Raw genomic sequence first — 23018 nt, 5'->3', positions numbered from 1 at the left:
AAGGTATAAATCAAGTAAAACATGAATATTTTATCAATATTTTTATCTAACGTTCGTGTTTCGGCCTCCCCTCCTCATAAAAAAAACCTCTTCCGCATAAGGAAGAGGTTCATCTGTATCCGCTCTTCCTCATCTTCCAGAACCTCTACAGTCCTGCAGGATTTGGCACCATACTAATGAATAGCGGTTGCCGGGCGTCATCGGGCCAGTCCCTCTGCCTCTCTTGATAAGGAATCCATATGTATTTGTCTAGTAAACAACATGCTCATTTTTTAAAACTAAATCTCATTATAAACAATAATTATAAAATTTCAATCATTTTTTAAAATTTTAACTATTCCACTCTTTGACACATGATGAAAGCAGGCCTTCCTCAAGCCTGCTTCTCTCCAAATCTATTGTTCTATCCTTGTAAATCGCGTTTATTGTAGCCTATGAATCCCGCCAGCATCAATCCTGCAGCTAAAAGCACTAGCAAGAAAACCTTTGCAGTGTCGAATTCCTCGACAGGAAGCTGCGGGATGTGCCCGAATGGAGAAAGCTTCCCCATCCATTCCGGGAATTGAAGCAGTTCGCCCATATAGACAACGATGAAGGAGTATCCCAAATACAGCCAGGTCAAACTGGTCATTTGCGGGAGGATTCCAATGAGCAGAAGCGCTACCCCGGTCATCACCCACATTGCCGGAAGATAAGCCAGGGCAGCTTCAAGCATGGTGGTAAATGAAATGGCCTCCTCCATTACTGCAGACCCAGCAGCCCATAATCCAAACACAGCCAGGACTTGCATGGAAATCCCGACGCCTAGCGCGATGGCCAAATAGCTGCCCATCAGCCTGGTGCGCGATACAGCGCGGACCAAGAGGTGCTCGGTCCGGTTCTTTTTTTCCTCGCTCCTTAGCTTTAAGGCCATCATCAGCGGCGGGATCGTACAAATCATGGAAATGACCGACATCAGCATCGTCATAAATTGTTCCGTTAATGTATCCCCTTCTGCAGGCGAAACCATTTCAGCAAGCATTTCATTGCCGCCAATGAACTCCTCCAGATCCCCCAGGACCGAACCGTAGGAAATCCCGAGCAGCAGCACGCCGATGGCCCACGAGACAATTGCTGTGCGCTGGAGCCGCAGTCCGAGTCCAATCGGGCCCTGAAGGAAAGCGGACGCATGGCTCCTGCCCCGTTTTGACGGCAGGAACCCTGAACCAACGTCGCGGATCGAGTTCAAATATAAGGCAAGGGCCATAATGGCGAGGGCTGCCGCAATGGTGAGTACCACTGGCCACCAGTAGTTATTCACATACACCTCCGCACCAAGCACCCAGCCAAGCGGCGAAAACCAGGAAAGCGTTCCGCTGCTGACATCGCCAATGGCACGGAGAAGATAGGAGATTCCCAGGACGGCAAAAGAAAGGCCAATTGTGCCTCGGGAGTTCTCAGACAGCTGGGCAAACAAGGCGGTGACAGCGGTGAAAAAAATCCCGGCAGCTGCCAGGGCTGCTCCGTATAAAAGCGAGCCCTCCATATCCATGCTTCCGATTCTTAGGGCTGCCAGCCCCAATCCCGTCGCAGCGGCCAATACCAGGTTTACGGCGATCATCACTACAAGCGTCGAACTCAAATTGGACAGCCGGCCCGCTGGCAGGGAGCGGATCATTTCAATCATTCCTGCTTCTTCGTCGGCCCGGGTATGGCGTGCAACCAGCAAAATGCTCATGATGGCGACGGCTATCGCTGTAAACAGCAGCATCTGGTGAGCCATCATCGCCCCGGTTGTATAATGATCCAATCCATACCCCCGCCCCACCATGGCGGTCATGGCCGGATTCTTCATTGTTTCCGCCATAATCTGCCTCTCTTGCTGGGTTTTATATAAGCCTTCGAATGAGGGGGCTGTTACAATCGTCATCAGCGTCAAGGCGAAAAGCCAGATGGGGATCCGGATTCGATCCCGCCTGACGATCAGGGCGAGGAGCCTCCACGTTCCAGTGAACATCATCGGCCACCCCCTCCTCCCCTTTCCGAGGTTTCGTAATGGCGCATAAATAAATCTTCCAGCTTTGGAGGAGCGCTCTCCAGCTTAACGATATCAAACTGGCTTATATATGTGATGACATCTCCCAGTTTCTCGGTATCCACCTGCAAGGAGACTCCCTCCTGGAGAGTTTCGACGTCATGGACACCCTGAATCTGCTCCAACTGGCTAATGTGCTGTTTCGTCTGGACCAGCAGGCTTGTTCTGGTTAAATGGCGCAGCTCTGCCAACGTGCCAGTTTCAATGATTTTCCCTTCACGGATGATGCCAACTGTGTCACATAACCGTTCGACCTCGGATAAAATATGGCTTGAAAGAAGGATGCTTTTTCCCTGACGCTTTGCTTCCATCACACATTCCTGGAACACCCTTTCCATCAGCGGATCCAGACCTGATGTCGGTTCATCCAGGATGAATAGTTCCGCATCCGAGGAGAAGGCCGCCACAAGAGCTACTTTTTGCCTGTTGCCCTTCGAATAAGATCGGCACTTTTTCGTGGGATCAAAGTCAAACTTCCTGATCAGTTCTTCGCGGCGGCTTTTTTTGCTGTTCCCATGCAATTTCGCGAATAAATCAATCACCTCGCCGCCTGTCAAATTGGGCCAAAGATTCACGTCCCCCGGAACATATGCAACCCGCTTATGAATCTCGACGGCGTCCTTCCAGGCGTCCATCCCAAAAATCTTCACTTCTCCCGCAGTCGCCTTCAAAATCCCAAGCAGCACCCTGATGGTGGTTGATTTCCCAGCTCCATTGGGGCCGATGAACCCATATACTTCTCCTTCCTTCACCTCAATATTGACCCCGTCCAGGGCGGTAAACTTCCCAAATTTCTTTGTAATTCCGGATGCTTGTAAAACGGCCATGTTTATCCTCCTTGTCGGCAGCCAATCCAGGCGGCGAAAATTATGAATTATATTAACTTATATATTTCATATTATATAAAAACGAGTAAACATCAACCTCAACTCATGGCATTTACCGCAAAATCCTGCCGAGAACAGAGGACATTTCCAAGCTTTTGTTATTTAGGACTGTTCGCAGGAAGGAAGTTGAATAAGGCAAAAAAACTTTTTTAAAAAGAATTTTTAAAAAAATTAGGGGATATAGAGAACGGTATGTTATACTAAGTCTACCATTTTCTTTATTTGTTGCCGAAACCCCGCTCTATTTTACAGAGCGGGGTTTTTTGCACTTTTGGGGGTCAGGCACCATTTAGTTCATTAACACTGTACTGTATTGAGGGTCAGGCACCATTTAATTAGGCACCATTTAGTTCGTTAACACTGTACTGTGTTGAGGGTCAGGCACCATTTTATACGTGATTGGCAAGTGTCAATTCGATTTTTATGCTAGTACTCGGTTTAAACGGCAAGAGTTGGTCAATTTAATGCTAGTACTTGTATTAATTTCGCTGTTATAAACCTAGTACTCGCATTATCTCTACATTTACCAGCATTAAATCCCGTCTAACCAGCATTATATTAACTCTCACCAGCATTAAATATATTTTTAATACTAGTACTGGCATTATCTAATACCCATGGTGGGTATACCAACCCAAAATATCAAGGAGAATACCTTCTTTTGGGTATATGTATGACTCAAATCGAACAAGAAGGCTTATTTTTGGATATAAAACCTCGCCCATTTCCTCGAAATGTCCTTTTTCCGCAAAAATTTGCCCCCATCATTCCGCCATTTGAAAGCTCTATTACTGTTTTGTTTGGTCATCACCGTTCACCTCAAGCAGGTGCGATCAATTTATCCGCAAGAATAGAACTTTAAAACTTCACAAATAAAAAAAGGCCCTCAATAAGAGAGCCTTTCTGCTGTTAGGTTTAATTAAGCTTTGCGAACGTTGGAAGCTTGTGGTCCACGCTGGCCTTGCTCAACGTCAAAAGTTACTTCTTGACCTTCGTCTAAAGACTTGAAGCCTTCGCTTTGGATAGCTGAGAAGTGAACGAATACATCGTCTCCACCTTCGCGCTCGATGAATCCGAAACCTTTTTCTGCATTAAACCATTTCACTTTACCTTTTTCCATTACTATTGTCCTCCTCGTGTGCGCCTGCACACATTTTGTTACTATCCTTGCTTACGTCTTCAGGTCAAAAATTTTGGAACCTGCCGTACGACAAAAATAATTCTCCTTAATAGTAACAGAACGAAATCATAAAAGCAAATCTCTTCCAAAAATGAATCTAAATGCTCAGTAACAAGAGCCTTTTTGCTTATCTATAGAAGACTGCCCCGATGTAGCCAAGCTGGTTAGCGCCACCTTTTGCCGGTGCTGAACCTCCATCGTATTCAAAGTTGTATAGCAGGACAACCGCATTATAAGAGTGCGGCAGGCCTTTGGCATACTGGCCAGCAAATCTCGGGAAAATGATTTCGTCATATGAAAATCCTTTTAGTATTTCCTGAAACGCTGCGGGCGGCTGCTTGAAAAGCACCGCTTCCCTAAAGTCGATATCATAATATTCAATTGAAAAAGCCTTTTCAAAGCTCGACAAAAGCGCGTCGCCATCTTCCGTGAACTTAATTTCGAGGTAATCATCAAGCTTCTCCCGGGAATCAAACTCCCCGACCCATAATGAAACATACCCTTCTCTCTCCATATAGACCTCCTGTATTGTTTCCCGCCTCTTTTTATGTTCTATCTCCCCTCTTAAAGCTCCTATGGCAAGTTGTAATTTTGTCACATAAAAATGACTTACGACACAGAAGGAGAGCTTCACGACAAACCGGAAGCATTTACGACGTTTAGGACGGAACTTACGACGAATCAAAGGCACTTCACGACAAATTCTCCCCCTATTACGACAATAGCGCCCAAACCGCATCCCAAACACAGCAAAACAGCCTCCAAAAGAAAAAGCCCTCATAAAAGAGGACCTATCTTTGTGCTGCAATCAGACTCATAACCTGTTCCTTGTCAGGAAGCGCAGATATCGCTCCTTTTCCGGCAGCGGTCAGGGCGCCGCTGGCATTGGAAAATTTAAGGATTTCGGCATGCCGCTCACCAAGAACCTCCACCAGGTTCCCAGGCGTTGCTCCCGCTTCGAGCAGCTTGAACAAAAACCCGCCGATAAAAGCGTCTCCCGCCCCGGTTGTATCTTGGACATCGACTTTGTAGCCGGATGATTCCCATTTCGCATCTTTTACATAAAGGTCGGCACCAGCTGCTCCCTTCGTGTAGACAACAGCCTGGACATCGCCCTTGAATAGCGACTGGATCGCCGCTTCCACGTCTGAGATCCCTGTGATAAATTCCAGCTCTTCATCGGAAATTTTCACAAGATGCGCGAGCGGAAGGAATTCCAGAATCGCTTTCCGGCAGGCTTCAGGACTTTCCCAAAGCGGCAGCCTTACGTTCGGGTCAAAGGAAATCAGTCCGCCCTTTTCTTTCATCAGCCGGATTGCTTTCTTATGAGCCCCTTTCATCGGGCTTTCCACAAGGTCCACCGAGCAGAAATGAAGAACATCCCCCGCTCCAAACCAGCCAGCCTCAACCTCTTCCTCCGTAAACAGCAGGTCGGCTGATGGTTTCCGGTAAAAGGAGAAATCGCGTTCACCGTTTTCTTTTAGCGAAACAAATGCCAGCGCCGTATTGGCTTCACTTGTGCGCAAAATCTTGTCAGTCTGGACACCTGCTTCTTCCAGCTTTTCAATCAGGAAATCAGCAAAGGCATCTTCACCAAGCTTGGTCAGCATGGACGCCTCATGACCGTATTTGGCAACAGCGGCCGCTACATTGGCCGGCGCGCCCCCCGGTGCCCGCTCAAAGGATACGACATCCTTCAGCGGAACATTCTTCTGCTGAGGGATAAAATCAATTAATACTTCGCCAATCGAATAAAGTTTCGTCATATTCTCACCCTTAAATTGAAATTCCTTGCGCAAGCTTGTATTTATTATACCGGCAGCTAAGGTGTCCGTCGCTGAATAGCCTGATTCCCGTTGAGCCTTCTTTTGGGAACACACGCGCTGTGAACACGGCTTCGCCATCGTTAATGAAAATTTCGGCAATGCTGCGGTCGACAAACACCTGTACTTTTACAGTGCCGCCATTGAGTGATGCAGTTCGCACAAATCCATATTCCCCGCCAAACGCAGCTTCAAATTTTTCACGATTCACACTTACGGTTTGCTGTTTGGAGTCAAATTCAATCAAAAGCCCTTCGGTTTCAGAGGCAAACAACTCCAAGCCAAAACGGCCGGCTTCTTCTCCGTCCAAAAACATCTCCAGCTCATATTGATTTGCTGAGTTTCCTACTTCCTTGCTCCCAGCGTTAAGTACCAACTCACCAGATTCCGAATCTATCCTAAGCAGCTTCAGCTCTTCCGCAGGCTTCTGGACCAGCTTGCCCCCAGAAATCCCAAGCTGGCGCGGAATCGAAAGGCAATGTGCCCAATCTTCCTTATCGGAAGGATACTCCACCTCACCGCTACCCGCCCAGGCAAACAGCTGCCGCTCCCCGTTTTTACCGGCGAAGGTCTGGGGTGCATAAAAGTCAAAGCCGTTATCAATCTCTTCGTAGCTTTCCACCTTAAAATCCAGACTCTCCACATCGAGTTTTCCAAGAACATAGATCACATTATATACATTATTGTAAAAATGGCCCTCAGGCTGCAAGCCTTGCGGTGAAAAGACAAGCACATCCTTTCCGTCCAGCTCGAAATAATCCGGGCATTCCAGCATATACACAGATTCCGGAAATTCAAGGTTCATGTTCAGTTCTCCCTTAAAAGACCAATCAATCGCATTTTCGGATTCGTAAACGATGATGGCGCCAGTAAGGTCGGTTCTCTGCGCGCCAAGCAGCATGTAGTAACGGCCGTCCTTCTCAAACACTTTGGGGTCGCGCACATGTCCGGTGTATCCTTCCGGAACGCCTTCAATCAGCGGGTTGTTTTCATATTTGGTTATGTTTCCGTCAGTGTCCATGATGGCCAGGCACTGGTTGGCAGACCTCTCTTCGGCACTGTATTTAATATTACCGGTATAGTACATATAAAGCTTGCCATCAACTTCAAGGGATGCGCCCGAATAGGCGCCATGGGACTCATAATCCTCAACAGGAACAAGGGCTACAGGAAGCCGCTCCCAATTGACAAGATTATCCGACTTCGCATGAGCCCAGTGCTTCATTCCATGAGTAGCGTCAAACGGGTACCACTGGTAGAAGACGTGGTACTCTCCATTGAAGTAGGCAAGGCCATTTGGGTCATTGATAAGCCCATATTGGGGATGGATATGATAGGTCGGTTTCCACGGAGAATTCGCCGATTTTTCTTTTAAATTCTCCAGTTCGTTTTCTTTTGCTTCAAAAATTGTTCTGTATTTGGGTTCTTTGTATCTCGTCATTCTTAAACTCCTCCCCGGGTAAATTAGAATGAGAGGAATTTCTTCCTCTCATTGTTTGTTCCCTGAATCACACGTTAATAGCCCGATTTCCGTCTTTATTTGTCAATCTTATCGTTTTATTTGCCGACTTCATCATTTTATTTTCCAATCACGGCCTTTTATTTGCCGACTTCATCATTTTATTTTCCAATCCCGGTCTTTTATTTGCCGACTTCATTGCAACTTCGGCTTTATTTGCCAAGTTCACCGTTTTATTTTCCGATTTCAATATTTTATTTGCCGCAGCTTATGTTTTATTTTCAATTTCCATTGGTTTATTTTTCAATATCGTTATTTTATTTGCCAAAACCCGTTTTCGCAAATATTAATCAAGGCTTGGCTTTTTCATTTTTAAAATAAACCGCCGTCAAAACTGCCCCTACAGCAAGTGCAATACGTTGGCCATCACATAGTTCACGTGGCCTCCGCCCTGGGCAGCTACGATCGCAAAGCCCGGAACCGCGGTTGCGCCAAAGCCCAGTGCCTTGATTCCGGTGAGGTACACATAGGCTGCACCTGCCGCACCGCCGATGCAGCCCATCACAAGCGGGAATTTATATTTTACGTTTACCCCAAACAAGGCAGGCTCCGAAATTCCAAACAAAGTAGATCCAAACGCTGATACACCAACCTGCCTTGCTTTCTTGTTTTTCCAAGGTGCAAGCGTGTAGCCGAGTACCTCTCCACCCTGGTCCATCAAGGCAACCGACATAAGCGGCATGATGAAGTTGAACCCTGTGTCAGTGATCCTCCATTTCCTCCACGGAAACCGGTTCCACCAACCGGTAAAAAAATGCATTCCCATTTTCATTTTCCTTAATCCGACCAGGAACCGGTTCCACCAACAAGCAAAAAATTGCCCATCCCTGCTCGTAAGGCAACTCTCGCGACGGGAACCGGTTCCACAAATTCATTCTAATACATCTTTTCTATTCTGGCAATACCTTTTTGAATGCGCTGTCACGACTTCAGCTCCTTCACGCTTCCGCCCTCGATGAATTCGAATCCGGATACCTGGAGCAGCGGCGTTTCTTTGCCATTGGTCATTTTTATGATGGTATTGGCTGCCATGAGGCCTGTTCCTTCATTATTGAAACGGATTGTCGTCAGGCTAGGGTGAATCACTTCCGAGATTGTGTACCCGCCGAATCCTGTCAGCGAAATGTCATCGGGAACCTTTTTACCGGCTCTTAAAATAGCCTTAAGCGCTCCGAAGGCAATATTGTCAGTTGCACAAATAATGGCCGTCGGGGAGAATTCTTCCAGAATTTCTTTTGTGACCCCTGATGCATCTTCAAAGTTAAACAAGGAAACAAATGTCCTGACATCCGATACCCCTGTCTGTGACAGCCCATCGATAATTCCCTGTTTTCGCCTTTGTCCTACGGCGATATCACTTTCTGCCACTCCAATATAGGCGACCGATTTATGCCCTTTTTCGGCAATGTACGTGCCCATCTCATACCCAGCCTGATAGTCATCATTGATGATGCATGTATAGCCTTCTGCTTCCTGGGCGACAACCAGCACAGGAATCTGGATGGAGTTGATGGTTTCCATATGCCTTTCGGTGACACCGGTGGCAATCAGGATGATGCCATCCACCTTTTGCCGCGACAAAGAAACCAGGCTCTCAATTTCCCGTTCAACATGCTGATAATTAGCGTTGTATAATCACGCTTTCTCAGTTCTTCGTCAATGGCCATCAGCACTGTCGATGTCACAAACGAATCAAGCGTTGGCGCTATTACCCCAATGAAATTGGTCTTCCTGGCCTTAAGGCTTTGCGCAAAAGTATTTGGCTCGTATTTGGTTTCTTCAATCACCCTGCGGATTCTCTCTTTTGTTTTTTCACTAACCTGTCCGCCATTCAGGTATCTGGAAACGGTACTTTTCGCCACCCCTGCGAGCTTGGCAATATCCTTGATCGTTGTATTCATGCTTGCTTTCACCTTTTTCCCCTATGCTTGAATGCCTTCATTATATCCTATCGCCACCTATGAAAAAGAAAGGATTAGCCCGGAATTTACCCGCAAGTTTTTAAGCTTGCTGGAAACAATAAGAAAAAGTTTCCGGATTAGGAGGTCCACACGATGAGAGTGAGGAAAGCAGATAAAAATTTCTTGCATACCTTTCTTATCCTTAACCTGTTGGCCATCTTTCCAATCCTGTTAAGGAAGCCGCCGCTCAAGGATTGGCTGCTGGTGTTCTTATTTGACGCCTTCACCAATGGACTCGCGGACCGTTTCATTGTGGCCCATAACTTTGTTTCCTACAACGTACGGCTGCTGCCAAAGGTTTTTAAAACACATGTATTGTTTGATTATTTAATCTCCCCGACCTTCACCGTCCTGTTTAACCAGTTTACAGCAAAAGACCGCCCTGCCAAAATTGTCATAAAACTGGTTCTTTTATTAATACCCTTATCCAGTTTTGAATTTCTGGCAGTAAAATATACCCGTTTGATCACCTGGAAACCAGGTTGGAAATGGTATTACTCCTTTGTCACCCTGACCTTGAAATCCTTGATCATCCGGGCAGCCATTGGTCTGGTAAGGCGTATCGACAGCAAGGAATAGAGCCCGAAATAAAGGCGTGTGAATACACGCCTTTTTTGTCATTTATCCTTTATACCTATATGGCGGAAAGCCTTTGACATCCAGTTTCACCCGGAAGATTCCTCCTGCTGATGGCTGATCCGCCAAATCAGCGTCAGACAGGCCATCCCTCCCGGTTGTGATGTACAACTCATCCATATCCGGCCCTCCGAAGGTGCAGCATGTGACATTGGCTGCGGGCAGCTCAATGCTGTCAAGCTTCTTTCCTGTATCCGGGTCCCACCTTGTGACCTGCCAGCCCCCATAATGCGCAATCCATAGCTTGCCTTCTCCGTCGATGGTCATGCCATCCGGGCTTCCTTCCTCCCCAGAAATCTCGATCACGGTGCGGCGATTGCTGAGATGTCCTGTTTCCAGGTCATAATCAAACGCGTCCACCTTTTGGGTAGGAGTATCGATGTAATAGAGAATGTTTCCATCGGCATTCCAGGCCAGTCCATTTGATAATGTCACGTTCTCCAATAAGCGTTCTACACTTCCGTTTGGATCCAGGGAGTAAAACGACGCAGCCTGCTCCTTATCCGCAAGGGAGAGCGTTCCGGCTAAAAACCTTCCTGCCGGGTCGCATTTTCCGTCATTAAAGCGGTTGTCAGTTGGCTCATTATCAGGAGCGGCGATTTTCTCTATCGTCTCCGCCTGCTTGTCAATAAAATAAAAGCCATCCTTGAGCGCGGCAACCCAGCCTTCCTTTTCCCTAAGAGCCACGGCACCGACATAATCATCCAGCTGGATGAAATTATGGGTCCCTTCCTTAGGATTAAATGTATACAATCGCTTTTCCTTAATATCGACACAATGGAGAGTTTCCTGATCCACATTCCAGACCGGGCCCTCTCCCAGTGTCAGCTGGCTGTCAAAAATCAACTCTGCCTTCATTCTATTCACTTCCAATCTACCAATCTTCTTTTCGTTGAAACGACAATAAGTATTTTCCCTTTGCATCCACTTTTTAATCCTATGTTTGTTAGTGGGTCAAAAAGGACATAATCATTGGCTCAAATGCTGCAAAAAAGGCCAAACTCGCGAAGAGTTGGCCTTTTTCATAATTAATTATTCGGTTTTACGGCAAGTCTTTTGTTCATAGCATTCTTCTGCCACAGCATCGTGGTGGCCAAGGTCAGGACAAGCATGATCAATCCAAGTCCAAATGGATACAAAATATTGACATCAAACAAAATTCCGCCCAGTGTAGGCCCAAGAACATTTCCGATGCTCATGTACATGTTATTCATTCCCATCGCAAAGCCTTGTTCATTGCCTGCCAGTTTGGATATCAATGTATTAAGCACAGGACGCAGAATCGACGTCGCCAGGAAAATCAGCAGCGTAATGCCAAAGAAAAACACATACGTCGAAGCGAACAGCGACAGTAAAAMCCCGCCAGCGGCGACTCCCAGGAAGATGACGAGCACCGAGGCTTCGCCAAAACGGGAAACAATCCGGTCCACCACAAACAGCTGGACGATGACGCTGATCAGCCCTGTAGACGTGACCATCATGGCAATATCCTTTGGCGTTGCGCCAAACTGGTTGTCAACGAACAGACCGATGACCGACTCATAGGCCATTAGCCCAAAGCTCATCACCAGTGTAATGACCAGGGGAATAAAATACGCCATTTTCACGGAGCGCGCCATTTTCTGCAAGACCGATTCCTGATCCTGCATCATGTTGCCCACGGGCCTTTCCATCTGGCTTTCCTTGAGAACAATCAGCGAGAATACAACCGCCACGAGTGAGACGAGCGCAGATATCAAAAAAGGCATCTTCAGTCCCAAGTCAGCCAAAAAACCGCCGATACCAGGACCAACGACAATCCCAAGTGACATTGATGCAGATACAAGACTGTTTCCTTTCGCACGCTGTTCCATGGTCGTTATATCGGCCACATAGGCGAAAATCGCCGGGATCAGCAGCGCAGCACCAAGCCCGCCAATCACCMGGGAAAAGTAAAGCATCCAAATCGAATCAAACGCGTAAAAAATGAACATGGAAAGTGTCAGGCCGCTTAGCCCGTAAATAATCATTTTTCTGCGGCCGTACTGGTCAGCCCACTTCCCTGCGACCGGCGAAAGGAATAGCTGGGCCCCGGCAAAGATGGCAATCATTAACCCTGCAGCCATTCCCCCTTGATCAATGGAGGCCAAATAGGCCGGCAGAATGGGGATGATGATGCCAAAGCTCCCTATTGCAATAAACATATTCACCATCAAAATGCCGAGCTTCTTTTTTTGCTCTGCCGACATATAACAGCACCTCTTTCTTCAATGTATATATAACTTACAATTTCTTCAAAGAAGAAAATTATACCTCCGGGCGATATGTACGTCAATAACTTTTAAAGAAAAAAAGGGGCCTTCCATAAAGAAGCTCCCTAGTTAATGAAAAAGGTGAAATTCACTGACTGCATCACGAGTTTATATTTGCTTGATATGGGGAATAAGTTTCCATACTTAATTCACTCTAGGAGGTTATTTCCATGGCACAAGATAACCAGTTTATAAATAATAATGACAATTCCGAACCCTCACTAAATAAACAGGGGGGAACGCCTGTCACCGAAAATTCTGTTACAGGAGAAATTGTTTATGGCAACCCGGATGCCCTTGTCAATCCGGAGACAGCGTTCCTTGAGGATGAGACAGCAGAAGGAACCAAATCAGCCGCATCAAGTGCTGAAGTTTTTACCAGCAATCCTCCTGCCAGCACCTCTACAGGGACCGAAGGAAGAAACTGGATTATCCCGGGAATCCTAATCGGCGGGATCATTGGCGGCGCTCTTGCGCTAAGGGACACAAACACCCGCGCGAAGGTAGTGGACAACGCTGTCGGCCTGAAGGAAACTTCCGCTGATATGATAACCCAGCTGAAAGAAAACCCTAAGGAAACAGTAAACGAGCTGATGGACCAGTTTCGAACAGCATCTTCCACTCTTCAGGAAGCCATGAACGAAGCATTGGACATCTATGAGATGATTAGCAAAGAGCTAACGGAAATGAGAAATTCTAATTCGATTTCCGAAAACCTGGCGACCATCTCCAATTTTGTGAATGTGGCGAAGGAAGCAAAGGAGAAAGCCGCGGATGCGGTGTCAAAGGTATCGGAAGCTAAAGACGCCTTTTCCGTGCCAACCACTAACGAGAACAACCCCAATAATCCTCCAGCTTATTAAAAAGTTGGACAAACAAAAATGGCCCATTATGAGCCATTTTTTTCTTTATTTCCTCCTGATTTCTGCGACAGTCTCAAACACAGTATCGTACATACTTTCTATGCCCTTTTCGGTTCCCATGAACTGATAGGCACGGCTGTTTTCAATTCCGAGGCTGCCTGCTTCAGCCACAGCATCAATATTGGCGCCCATGAAAATAAATTCCCAATTGTATTTTTCTTGCTGATGTTGGATGAGCTGCTTCACTTTATCATATGTGAATTCCGTGCTCGCATTTTCCTCACCATCCGTTGTTATCACAAAGATGACTTTTCCTGGCCTGTTTTCCTCACTCGTCCGGGACAGCCTGTGTCCGACATCCACTATCGTCTTTCCTGCTGCATCAAGTAACGCCGTACAGCCCCTGACATAATACTGGTCACTAAGCCTGGCAGCAGGTGCCTCCACACCATCCCATAACACTTCGTACTGATCGTCAAACAGCACGGCTGTCACCCTCGTTTCGCCCTCAAGCTGGCATTGTTTTTGGATAAAAGCATTGAAGCCGCCAATCGTATCCTTCTCCAATCCTGCCATCGACCCGCTCCGGTCAAGCAAAAAGACAATCTCGGTCAAATTTATGTTCATTGCCATTCCTCCCTCTTCTCCTCATGCTATAATGATACATGGTATTATCCATAATTCGGTCGCCTTGGAAGCGACATTTCGGAGGGGTACAGCCATGCTTGATTTGGAAACGTTGCGGGAGCTGGATGAATATATTGAGTTTCACCTGGGGTATGGGATTATCCCTAAATCTGCTGATCTAAATGAAGCCGAAGCCCCAATCTTGCAAGACCTCCAGCATAGTGAGCTGGAAACCTTTATTGAGGATCACCGCCAGCCATCCCTCAAAGAAATGCTGTTCAGCCTTATTGACCAAAAAGGCCTCCGTGATGCCGACGTTTACAAAAAAGCAGGAATCGATCGGAAACATTTTTCAAAAATACGCTCCAGTCCCGGATACCGGCCAGGAAAAAACACTGTCCTCGCCCTCTGTTTCGCGCTGGAATTGGACCGTGAAGAAACCGGCGAGCTGTTAAGCTCCGCCGGCTACTCACTATCCGCCAGCGACACCGCTGACCTCGTAATCTCATTTTGCTTGGAGAAAAACATCCATGACCTTGATGCTGTTAACCAGGCTCTTGAAGCCTATAACCTGAAACCGTTATAAGGACATCTGCACTACCACTCTATATGCGCGGGATACTGCACAAATGGAGCTACTTCCGTCATTTTGCCGTTGTTTTTCAAGGCAGCCTCCTGGACGTCCTGTTTCACTTTCTGGTAATCACTTCCCTGCTGGGCAATCTGTTTGGCGATGGTAATAAGCTTTTCCCGCCGCATCTCTTTGTCCATCTCAAGATAGTTAAAATTAAGATCATCCAGGTACTGCACAGCATAATGGCTGATATCGAAATAATCACTATTAAGCTGCTGCATGATTCCTGTGACCGAACTCGCAGGGATCACCTGTTGAAAGGCCTCGGCTATCGCACTCTGGAAGCTTCTCACTTGAGCAACTGAAGAGTCCCAGACCGTACGGTAATCTTCTCCGGCTCTATAGCTATTCTCTGCTTCCTTTGATATATAGAGATCGACGAACTCATTCAGGGCCATCGTAACAAAAATCAGCTCCGGCCAAAAAATATTAAAGGCCAGGTAAAGATTTTTATCATGATGCGATGTCTGTTCTTCATTTGGAATAAGAACTCTCCCGCGATTTCCCTTGAGCGCCTCACCCAGCTCCTCGCAGACTCCAAGCACACGCAAACGCGCCCCTTCATAGGCGGGCCATTCACATCTCTCCCCAGTAATGCGCTCAAGCGCTGCTTGAAGCGCCTCAAAATCCAACCTGTCACCATGAACAGCAGCTCCAGTGAAATTAGGTGTATTTCTCAGAAAAATCATGATACTCCCTCCATTCCCAGGAATTCTGTGGCTTATTGAACCCTTTAAAACTGCATTTTCCCTTTTCATAGGCATCAATTCGGCCTATTGGGTACCGTGGGGACTGCACTCGACTTTCCACGGGCTTCAATCTGGCCTATTGGCTACCATGGGCACTGCACTCCGCCTTTCCACAGGCTTCAATCCAGCCTATTGGCTACCATGGGCACTGCACTCGACTTTCCACAGGCTTCAATCCAGCCTATTGGCTACCATGGGCACTGCACTCGACTTTCCACGGGCTTCAATCTGGCCTATTGGCTACCATGGGCACTGCACTCGACTTTCCACAGGCTCTAATCTGCCCTATTGGTGACCGTGGAAACTGCACTCGCCTTTCCACGGGCTCCAATCAGACTAACCAATACTTCGGGAATTCGTTTTTTAAAAGCTTCATAATGATGTTCCCCATTGTCGATGACTTGAAAGCGGGTATCTTCTACCTTACCCTTTAAGATGTCATACACCCTCCTGTTGCTTTCAAGAGCCAACTTGCTTATCTCTTCATCATGCCTTCCCTCGTTCGTGCCGCAGTCGAGGTAAACCCGTTCAAGCAGCGATAAGTCTGCTTGAACGGCAAGCTTTTCAATCTCCTCCTGATTCCGATAAAACCCCGAAGAAATCCCGGCGACCCTTTTAAAAACTTGTGGGTACATGCATGCGGCATAGACTGAAATCAGGCCGCCCAGCGATATTCCCGCCATATAGGAGGCATCAGCCTTACTCCGATAGTTCCGGTCGATCAGCGGCTTTAACTGCTGAACAACGAAATCAATGTATGCTTTACCTTTCCCTCCAGCAGAGCTTTGATAACCTAGCAATTTTACAGAGAACTCTCCATTTGTCCAGGGGCAATATTCATGGATCCGTTCTTCGCCTTCAGGATTCTGGTCAATGGCGACCACGATAAGATCAACAGCATGCTCGTCAAGGTAATCATGGAGGTCCAGGGATACCCCGCCAATCGCGTCATGATTGTTAAATACGTTTTGCCCGTCATGCATATATAAAACAGGATAGCGCATGGCTGTCGATGAATAACTCTTTGGGAGATAGACTCGTATTTGTCTTTCCTTATTGAATAACGGTACGATAAATGTTTCAATCATTCGCCATTCTCCTCAATGCTAAGTGAAAAATCTATTTTCCCTGCTAATTCCGGGAAATCAATCAGCGGATTTCTGTTTTGCTGGATCTGATGAATTTCCATGTTGCGGCGCTTTTCAAAGTTCGTAACAGGGTGCTCCGTGTGCCAGTGGAGCATAATATCAATTCCCCCGCTACTGTAGTGGGAAATTTCTTTCGGGTAACGAAGCAGGAAATACAGGGTTGCCCTCGCTGCCTCGCCTTTGCCGCTCTCCGGCTCAAACCTGCCTTCCTCATATTTACCGCATTGACTTTTGATGACATTTGCCTCCATCACTGGAGTATAATCATCAAAATCAAAATAAGGATGATTCGACCTTAAAGAATTGCAGTCTTTCTCACATGTAAACAGATGATGCAAATCGCCCCGCATCGGATTTTTCTTGTGAAACCAGGACTGGGGCACCACATGCTCGCAGTTGTACATGAAATCGAGGGTATCAAAGCTTTCATCGTCAAGCATGGAAATCATATTCCTTCTGTTCGCTTCTGCTTCATAATCCTCCTTAATCACCTGTGCCGGGTCCCGGACTTTGCCGGAGTAGATGCTCTTCAGGTTCCCATCCTCCCTCAGGTCAACAATTGAATACAGACTATTTCTTGTCGCAGCATTATACGGAAGCTGGTTAACATGTGTATCCGCAAGCAGTTTATTCAGATTCCTGAATAAACCTGCCGGGTCTGTATGAAGGTCAATTTCTGAGTAATACGCATTCGCCAGCTCCTGGTCCTTTTTTTCGTCGTAATATTCTTTTAGATGCTTCAGCTTCTCTCTTGTGTCCTCCAGCAGAACCAGCACAGAGTATAGATCATTCCCGTCCAAGGCCATCCCTCCTCTTCCTAATTCCCTATTCGACATAAACTGGAAGAGTCCTTTTTTCACAGACAGCAAAGGCAGCTGTCGCGACAGCTGCCTTCATTTCACCGGTTTATTTCCTTTTTAAAAATCCTTCTTCTGCCAGTTGCATCCATTCGTTGGAATCTGCTGCCTTCCTATAGATATTGGCTTTAAACGTTACAAAGGCTAATTCATTTTCCTTATTAGGGTTCTGCGCGAAGTATTGGACCGCGTCCTGTTCAAGTGGCGGCAGTTCAACTTCTTCCTCTGAACCATCATCCAGTGCCCTCTTTACAAGGAATGCATCTCCATTAAAGCTTCCGTACCAAAGGTGCTTCTCTGAAAAATATACCGCTGTTCCCTGCATCTCTTCGAATATCTGCTGAAAGCTTTCTCCTCCATCTTGCGAAAGGTAAATCCCTTTTGAGCCCGCAGCTGCAATATAATCAGGATCCTTCGGGTGAACCGCCAGACTCATCACCTTATCCTCAAGGTTTCCCGCGCTTACTCTTCCCCATGTCTGCCCATCGTCCGAACTTCGATAGAAGCCTTCTGCCGCCATCAACGAGTTATCGTCTGGGCTTAGCACAAAAAGGACATGATTGTGATATCCCGCGGCCATCGTAGAAAAATCTGTCTCTCCTTCAAGGACAATTCCTTCCAGTGTCTCGCCATTGTCCCTGCCTTTGATAATCCCCAAAGGATTGGGAAGCATAGAATCCTGACCGGGATGACCGCTCGCGTAAAAGCCATCATCCGTTGCAGAAAAGCCCATATAATCATTATTCTCTCTTTTGGTTTGGAACCAGTTCCCGTTTTCATAGACTTTCAGTCCGTCATGTGCTGCAAAAAAGAGGGCATCTTGGTTGCCGGCATACCCGAGACCATGGATGTGGTCCATTTTTCCATTATATTCGCTAAAAAAGCTGCTGGAGGCAATATCTTCACCATCGTCGGCTTGTTCCGATCCTGCCCCGTTTTGCAGATTTTCGGTCAAAGTTTCGTCTGGCAAAGCTTCCTCACCGCCCATGCCGCACCCTGACAATGAAGCAGCAATCACAAAAACGCCCAGTATCGAAAAAATTTTATACAATGCTACCGGCTCCTTTTTTTATTTTTATCTGCTGCCGTTCCGCATAAAAGTGCTTATTTAAGAGGATTCCGATTAAGTTCCATTCTATACATTCCTCCGCTTGATTGACACCCATACCAATCGTGGTAATTTTTAGGGTTAAATGGCGGGCTGCAAGGGAAGAAACGGTATGAGTCTTCCTGATTCTCCATATTCTCTGCACATTTTCTTGTTATAACTATTGAAAAGATAATAAAAGGAGGAATTTAGAAGTGAAAAAGAAATGGATGTTACTGATTGCAACTTTTTTAACCGCCCTGCTGCTGGCAGCATGCGGTGGAGGGGGAGATGAAGCCGCTCCGGAAAATGATACTGACAAGGGAACCGGACAAAACACCGAAGAAAAAGCTGATAAAGAGAGTGATGGAGGCCACGGCGATCATTCCAACATGAACCATTCGGGTTCAGGTGAACCTCCCGAAGGAATTCAGGAAGCCCAGAATCCTGCCTATGAGGCAGGAAGCAAAGCCATTATTGAGGAAGGCCATATGAGCGGAATGAAGGGTGCGGAAGCCACTATTGCCGGGGCCTATGCAACAACCGTTTATTCGGTTTCCTACGACCCCACAAACGGCGGCGAGAGGGTCGAAAATCATAAATGGGTTGTCCACGAGGAAATTCAGGATGCCGGAGACCAGCCATTTGAACCTGGGCAGGAAGTCGTCCTTGAAGCCGACCATATGGAGGGAATGAAAGGCGCCACAGCGGAGATTGATACAGCAGAACAAACAACCGTATACATGATCGATTTCACTCCAACTGACGGTTCCGAACCCGTCACCAATCACAAATGGGTAACAGAGGACGAATTGTCACCTGCGGAATAAACGAAGGTCCCTCGAGCAAATAGCTTGGGGGCCTTCTACTTTGTTGTGCTTACATTCGGTCTTGAATACGGGACTAATCGGTTGAGATGGCCGAATGTGACCTCTATTCGGACTCGAAACCCTCTCTTTCTCCCGCTCCTGTCCGAATGCGACTTCTATTCGGACTCGTTCTCCTCTCTTACACCCTCCCTGTCCGAATACGACCTCCATTCGGACTTGTTCTCCTCTCTTACACCCTCTCCTGTCCGAATGCAGCCTCTATTCGGACTCGAACCTCTCTCTTTCTCCCGCTCCTGTCCTAAAGAAATCGACAAAAAGACAGCTGAGCAAAAACTCCCAGCTGTCTTTCCCAAATATTTATTCCGTTTCCGCAACAGGTTCTTTTATACTTACACTCACACGGTCGATTCTTCTGTCATCCATCTTGGTGACGGCGAATACGATGTCCTTGTATTCAATCGCGGGGGTTTCATCAGGTCCCGGGATGTAGCCCAGCTGGCCGATGATGAATCCGCTTAGCGTATCGTATTCCTCATTCGGGAGTTCCACTTTAAGGACTTCCTCTACCTCGTATAAGTTGAGCGTCCCCACCATCCTGTAATTGAGGGCGTCAATCTGCTCGATTTCGATGACCTCCAGCTCTGGTTCATCATATTCATCAAAGATATTCCCGACAATCTCTTCAATCAGGTCTTCAATGGTGACAATTCCGTCTGTACCGCCATATTCATCAATCGCAATCGCCATTTGGATATTGTTTTTCTGCATATCCCTGAACAATTGGTCTATCCTCATCGATTCGAGAACGTAATAAGGTTCGCGAAGCATATTCCTCAAATTAAAGGACCCGCGATTGTCGCTTTCAATAAACTGCAGTAAATCCTTAACATGCAGAAGACCGATGATATTATCGAGATTCTCTTCATACACGGGAAACCTCGTATATTTCTCAGCGATCACGATTTGCAGTGTTTCTTTCAGGCTGCTGTCGACCGGAATCGCAATTAGATTGGTTCTGTGTGTCATGATATCGGAGACTGTTTTATTATCGAATTCAAAAATATTGTTGATCATTTGTTTTTCCGAATCCTGGATGGTTCCTTTTTCCCTTCCGACATCGACCATCATCCTGATTTCTTCCTCGGTCACATTTTCTTCCTCTGCATTTGGGTCAACGCCGAACAAGCGGACAACCACATTAGTCGACATTGTCAAAAGCTTGACGAATGGTGCGGAAATTTTCATCAGAACAGTCAAGGGTGCGACCGCGAACATGGCAATGGCCTCTGCTTTCTGAAGAGCAAGCCGCTTTGGAACCAGTTCACCAAGCACAAGGGTAAAGTAGGATAACACCAGGGTAATGACAACGACTGAAATGCTCTCAAGCAATCTTGGCGACAAAGGCACCCCGAGATCAACAAGCACCTCTGCAAGCACGCCCGCAAAGCTGCCCGCGGCAAATGCACTCGCGAGGAATCCAGCTAGCGTGATTCCAATCTGGATGGTCGCCAAAAATCTGCTCGGTTCAGAAAGTAAGGCATATAGTTTTTTAGCCTTTTTATCCCCATTGTCTGCCATCATTTTCACTTTATTGTCATTTAATGAGATCAACGCAATTTCTGATGCCGCAAAAAAGGCATTCAGGATAATTAGTACGATTAGAACCAATATCTCGGTCCCCAACAAAAATCAACCTCCGAAAGTAATAAATTTGGCTCTACCTTTCCAGCCTGTTTATGGCAAGGCTGGAATAAGCCTTTTTTTATATAGGAATGCGATGAGATTCAAAACCCATTCTGGAGCCTTCTTTGGGAAAAACCTTCTTCGATAAAGCCTGTAAAAGGCCGATTTAAGATCATCCCATTGGTTGCATTTTTTTGTCTGGCGAAAACGGGCAACATCTATAATCTTAATTCTTCCCTCTTTGGTAATCAGGATATTCCTCAAATGGATATCAGAAGGATTGAGGTTTCTGGCCCTTGCCATGTCAAGAGCATAATCGATTTCGCTGATTTGGGCCTCTGTCACGGAAATCCCCTTCACCAGACAATTAAACAAGGTGTCGCCTGCAATATAATCAATTACCAAATAATTAGGGCCATAATCATATATGTTTGGATAATAATGAATCCCTTGCAGAATAGTATAAATGTTTGCTTCTTCTTTTGCTATTTTTTCGAAAGGAGCAAAGAACACCTTAAGCACCTTATTGGTGCCTCTGATTTTAAAAACATAGGCGCTTCTCCCTCTCCCAATAAACTCCAGGTCTGCATCCTTTTCATCCAGCCTGGTTTCTGAGCCTATTTGGGTAAATTTCACACTTTTAGCCAGTGAGCTGAATGATTTCATTAAACAGGTTTCCTCCTTCTAACGGCAAAAGGGGACAGGAAACTGTCCCTGCCCTTATACCGCTTCCTGTTCTTTCTTTTCTTTCGTCAGGAACCAGCCGGATGCGGCAATTCCAATTAGAACGGTGTAGAAAAACAGTTTCCACTCTGTGGAATGGGCGAATTCGTAAGAGAGCATCCCGATATCCGGGTGTCCCAATGTCAGGACCGCAAGCTTGACGCCCACCCAGCCAACAATGGCAAAGGCAGCGATTTCGAGCCCGGGCCGTGAGTGCAGCAGTTTAACAAACAGATTCGCAGCGAAACGCATGATGATCAATCCAATCAAGCCTCCGGCAAAGATCACGAGGAATTTACCGCCATCCATGCCGCCGATCTGCGGAAGGTTTGTGTTCGGAAGAGTCATCGCCAAGGCAACTGCAGCCAGGATCGAGTCAACCGCAAAGGCGATGTCAGCCAGTTCAACTTTTAACACGGTGCCCCAGAAGCCGGATTTCTTCTTTTCAACCGCTGCTTCTTTGCCATCTTCGGACTTTTTAAAATAAAGTTTCCTGACAATATGGTTGATGGCGATGAACAACAGATACAATGCGCCGATTGCCTGCACTTGCCACACATCGACAAGGAAGGAAATCGCAAATAGTGAAGCAAAGCGGAAGACGAACGCTCCAGCAAGCCCGTAAAAGAGCGCCTTTTTCCTTTCCTCTTCCGGAAGGTGCTTCACCATGATCGCAAGTACCAGCGCGTTATCCGCTGCCAGCAATCCTTCAAGTGCGATGAGCAGCAGCAGCACCCATCCATATTCCATTAAAATTGACAGTTCCAAATGTTATTTCCTCCCTAAGTTGCATTTATTTGATTATTAATGAGTGGTCACCTTGCAATCTGGATTTCATCATGGTCGACACTTTCGACACCTTCTTTAAAAAACAGCCTTGTTTTAAACCCGTAAGACCGTGATTCGGTAGAAACCTCCAGGTCATCCGGCAGCCTGAAGGCAAAAGGAAACCAGCTGTCACCGTCAGATGCAATGGTTGTGGAGGTCAGGATGGTCGAGGTATGAATGACCTCTTCATTTCCTGTCCTTTCATTATCCAGCACCAGATCACATTCAATCCGTTTTAACTGCTGTTCAATTGTGCCACCCTTAATGCGGAAATAACCTTCGACTTTTTCACCAGGCTTGTAGGTTCCATTATTAAGAACCAGGTCAATCTGTGCCGAACCGATTCCCAAAAGAGACAGATATTTTCTCAGTAACATACGACACTCCTGTCATCCAATTGATTTTAAGCGTTGCGGGCCTCCTGGACTCTCCTGGAATGCTTGGCTTCAAGGCGGGCCTCAATTTTTGCGAGTTCTTTCTGGTCCCGCATCAATTCTTCCTTATTCCTCTTTACCAGTTCGATGAAACTAATTTTCTTCTTTTTCAATTTTACCTCTCCATTCTTTACTAGATTGATATTATTGAAAGTTCATAACGCCCATTATCAGGTCCAAATAA

26 protein-coding genes and 1 riboswitch are annotated in these 23018 nt (G+C 46.5%); of the genes, 5 read left to right on the top strand and 21 right to left on the bottom strand.

Translation table 11 applies throughout. The features are described 5' to 3' along the window. Positions 1-126 precede the first annotated feature (126 nt). A riboswitch (SAM riboswitch) is annotated at positions 127-233 on the bottom strand. A 170-nt stretch (positions 234-403) separates the two neighbouring features. Together ADU22_RS11630 and ADU22_RS11625 are read right to left on the bottom strand one after the other, a co-directional pair. Continuing rightward, positions 404-1999 (bottom strand): ABC transporter permease, encoded by a 1596-nt coding sequence (locus ADU22_RS11630; RefSeq protein ID WP_053362294.1) that lies wholly within the window; start codon positions 1997-1999, stop codon positions 404-406. Continuing rightward, a complete protein-coding gene (locus ADU22_RS11625) occupies positions 1996-2901 on the bottom strand; it encodes an ABC transporter ATP-binding protein (RefSeq protein WP_053362293.1) in 906 nt (301 codons plus the stop codon). The genes ADU22_RS11630 and ADU22_RS11625 overlap by 4 nt, the downstream gene beginning before the upstream one ends. Positions 2902-3634: 733 nt before the next feature. Between ADU22_RS11625 and ADU22_RS24620 the strand changes: the two genes are divergently transcribed. Continuing rightward, positions 3635-3823: a hypothetical protein gene (locus tag ADU22_RS24620; RefSeq protein ID WP_156324337.1), complete on the top strand. Its 189-nt coding sequence runs from the start codon at positions 3635-3637 to the stop codon at positions 3821-3823. A 57-nt stretch (positions 3824-3880) separates the two neighbouring features. On the opposite strand, the gene ADU22_RS11620 is transcribed toward ADU22_RS24620, so the two are convergent. From ADU22_RS11620 to ADU22_RS25500, 7 genes are all read right to left on the bottom strand, one after another. Beyond that, positions 3881-4081, bottom strand: a complete 201-nt coding sequence (locus ADU22_RS11620) for a cold-shock protein (RefSeq protein ID WP_046524299.1) — start codon at positions 4079-4081, stop codon at positions 3881-3883. Between the two features lie 187 nt (positions 4082-4268). Further along, positions 4269-4655 carry an immunity 22 family protein gene (locus tag ADU22_RS24960; protein ID WP_053362292.1) on the bottom strand — a complete coding sequence of 129 codons (387 nt, stop codon included), beginning with the start codon at positions 4653-4655 and terminating at the stop codon, positions 4269-4271. A gap of 277 nt (positions 4656-4932) precedes the next feature. Next, positions 4933-5907 carry a carbohydrate kinase family protein gene (locus tag ADU22_RS11610; protein WP_053362291.1) on the bottom strand — a complete coding sequence of 325 codons (975 nt, stop codon included), beginning with the start codon at positions 5905-5907 and terminating at the stop codon, positions 4933-4935. 10 nt (positions 5908-5917) lie between these two features. After that, positions 5918-7405, bottom strand: a complete 1488-nt coding sequence (locus ADU22_RS11605) for a glycoside hydrolase family 32 protein (protein WP_053362290.1) — start codon at positions 7403-7405, stop codon at positions 5918-5920. Positions 7406-7823: 418 nt separating this feature from the next. After that, on the bottom strand, positions 7824-8249 hold the full coding sequence (locus tag ADU22_RS11600; protein WP_231687867.1) for a PTS transporter subunit EIIC: 426 nt from the start codon (positions 8247-8249) through the stop codon (positions 7824-7826). 155 nt (positions 8250-8404) lie between these two features. Then, complete coding sequence (locus ADU22_RS11595) at positions 8405-9064, bottom strand: trehalose repressor (RefSeq protein ID WP_353611382.1); 660 nt, start codon at positions 9062-9064, stop codon at positions 8405-8407. After that, complete coding sequence (locus ADU22_RS25500) at positions 9031-9384, bottom strand: LacI family DNA-binding transcriptional regulator (RefSeq protein WP_353611381.1); 354 nt, start codon at positions 9382-9384, stop codon at positions 9031-9033. The genes ADU22_RS11595 and ADU22_RS25500 overlap by 34 nt, the downstream gene beginning before the upstream one ends. Before the next feature lie 153 nt (positions 9385-9537). On the opposite strand from ADU22_RS25500, the gene ADU22_RS11590 reads away from it, so the two are divergent. Then, entirely contained in the window at positions 9538-10023 is a 486-nt protein-coding gene (locus ADU22_RS11590) for a CBO0543 family protein (RefSeq protein ID WP_053362288.1), read from the top strand. 42 nt (positions 10024-10065) lie between these two features. On the opposite strand, the gene ADU22_RS11585 is transcribed toward ADU22_RS11590, so the two are convergent. Both ADU22_RS11585 and ADU22_RS11580 read right to left on the bottom strand, forming a co-directional pair. Then, a complete protein-coding gene (locus tag ADU22_RS11585) occupies positions 10066-10938 on the bottom strand; it encodes an SMP-30/gluconolactonase/LRE family protein (RefSeq protein WP_156324336.1) in 873 nt (290 codons plus the stop codon). Positions 10939-11108: 170 nt separating this feature from the next. Beyond that, complete coding sequence (locus tag ADU22_RS11580; RefSeq protein WP_053362287.1) at positions 11109-12308, bottom strand: MFS transporter; 1200 nt, start codon at positions 12306-12308, stop codon at positions 11109-11111. A gap of 233 nt (positions 12309-12541) precedes the next feature. On the opposite strand from ADU22_RS11580, the gene ADU22_RS11575 reads away from it, so the two are divergent. Then, positions 12542-13234, top strand: a complete 693-nt coding sequence (locus ADU22_RS11575; protein WP_053362286.1) for a hypothetical protein — start codon at positions 12542-12544, stop codon at positions 13232-13234. A gap of 45 nt (positions 13235-13279) precedes the next feature. Here ADU22_RS11575 and ADU22_RS11570 read toward each other — a convergent pair whose 3' ends face one another. After that, positions 13280-13861: a vWA domain-containing protein gene (locus tag ADU22_RS11570; RefSeq protein ID WP_053362285.1), complete on the bottom strand. Its 582-nt coding sequence runs from the start codon at positions 13859-13861 to the stop codon at positions 13280-13282. Positions 13862-13955: 94 nt separating this feature from the next. Here ADU22_RS11570 and ADU22_RS11565 point away from each other — a divergent pair, with 94 nt between their 5' ends. Continuing rightward, positions 13956-14447 carry a helix-turn-helix domain-containing protein gene (locus tag ADU22_RS11565; RefSeq protein WP_053362284.1) on the top strand — a complete coding sequence of 164 codons (492 nt, stop codon included), beginning with the start codon at positions 13956-13958 and terminating at the stop codon, positions 14445-14447. Between the two features lie 11 nt (positions 14448-14458). Here ADU22_RS11565 and ADU22_RS11560 read toward each other — a convergent pair whose 3' ends face one another. The 4 genes from ADU22_RS11560 to ADU22_RS11545 all read right to left on the bottom strand — a co-directional run bounded on the left by ADU22_RS11560 (position 14459) and on the right by ADU22_RS11545 (position 18300). After that, positions 14459-15184: a DUF6904 family protein gene (locus ADU22_RS11560; RefSeq protein WP_053362283.1), complete on the bottom strand. Its 726-nt coding sequence runs from the start codon at positions 15182-15184 to the stop codon at positions 14459-14461. A 335-nt stretch (positions 15185-15519) separates the two neighbouring features. Further along, positions 15520-16332 (bottom strand): alpha/beta hydrolase, encoded by an 813-nt coding sequence (locus ADU22_RS11555; protein WP_053362282.1) that lies wholly within the window; start codon positions 16330-16332, stop codon positions 15520-15522. Beyond that, positions 16329-17198 (bottom strand): endonuclease I family protein, encoded by an 870-nt coding sequence (locus ADU22_RS11550; protein WP_069187973.1) that lies wholly within the window; start codon positions 17196-17198, stop codon positions 16329-16331. The genes ADU22_RS11555 and ADU22_RS11550 overlap by 4 nt, the downstream gene beginning before the upstream one ends. Positions 17199-17298: 100 nt before the next feature. Then, positions 17299-18300 carry a F510_1955 family glycosylhydrolase gene (locus ADU22_RS11545; protein WP_082252830.1) on the bottom strand — a complete coding sequence of 334 codons (1002 nt, stop codon included), beginning with the start codon at positions 18298-18300 and terminating at the stop codon, positions 17299-17301. Positions 18301-18566: 266 nt separating this feature from the next. Here ADU22_RS11545 and ADU22_RS11540 point away from each other — a divergent pair, with 266 nt between their 5' ends. Beyond that, positions 18567-19166: a YdhK family protein gene (locus tag ADU22_RS11540; RefSeq protein WP_053364538.1), complete on the top strand. Its 600-nt coding sequence runs from the start codon at positions 18567-18569 to the stop codon at positions 19164-19166. Positions 19167-19523: 357 nt separating this feature from the next. On the opposite strand, the gene ADU22_RS11530 is transcribed toward ADU22_RS11540, so the two are convergent. From ADU22_RS11530 to ADU22_RS24225, 5 genes are read right to left on the bottom strand one after another with little or no spacing between them, the layout of a single operon-like run. Further along, positions 19524-20849 carry a hemolysin family protein gene (locus ADU22_RS11530; RefSeq protein ID WP_053364537.1) on the bottom strand — a complete coding sequence of 442 codons (1326 nt, stop codon included), beginning with the start codon at positions 20847-20849 and terminating at the stop codon, positions 19524-19526. Positions 20850-20900: 51 nt separating this feature from the next. After that, positions 20901-21515 carry a serine/threonine protein kinase gene (locus tag ADU22_RS11525; RefSeq protein WP_053362280.1) on the bottom strand — a complete coding sequence of 205 codons (615 nt, stop codon included), beginning with the start codon at positions 21513-21515 and terminating at the stop codon, positions 20901-20903. 54 nt (positions 21516-21569) lie between these two features. Then, positions 21570-22340 (bottom strand): TerC family protein, encoded by a 771-nt coding sequence (locus ADU22_RS11520; protein ID WP_053362279.1) that lies wholly within the window; start codon positions 22338-22340, stop codon positions 21570-21572. 47 nt (positions 22341-22387) lie between these two features. Then, a complete protein-coding gene (locus ADU22_RS11515) occupies positions 22388-22777 on the bottom strand; it encodes a sporulation protein (protein WP_053362278.1) in 390 nt (129 codons plus the stop codon). A 26-nt stretch (positions 22778-22803) separates the two neighbouring features. Beyond that, entirely contained in the window at positions 22804-22947 is a 144-nt protein-coding gene (locus ADU22_RS24225; RefSeq protein WP_082252829.1) for an FbpB family small basic protein, read from the bottom strand. Positions 22948-23018 lie beyond the last annotated feature (71 nt).

This window comes from Bacillus sp. FJAT-27251, assembly GCF_001273925.1.
Classification (GTDB): domain Bacteria; phylum Bacillota; class Bacilli; order Bacillales; family Cytobacillaceae; genus Mesobacillus_B.
This window is presented reverse-complemented; position numbering and strand designations above follow the sequence as displayed.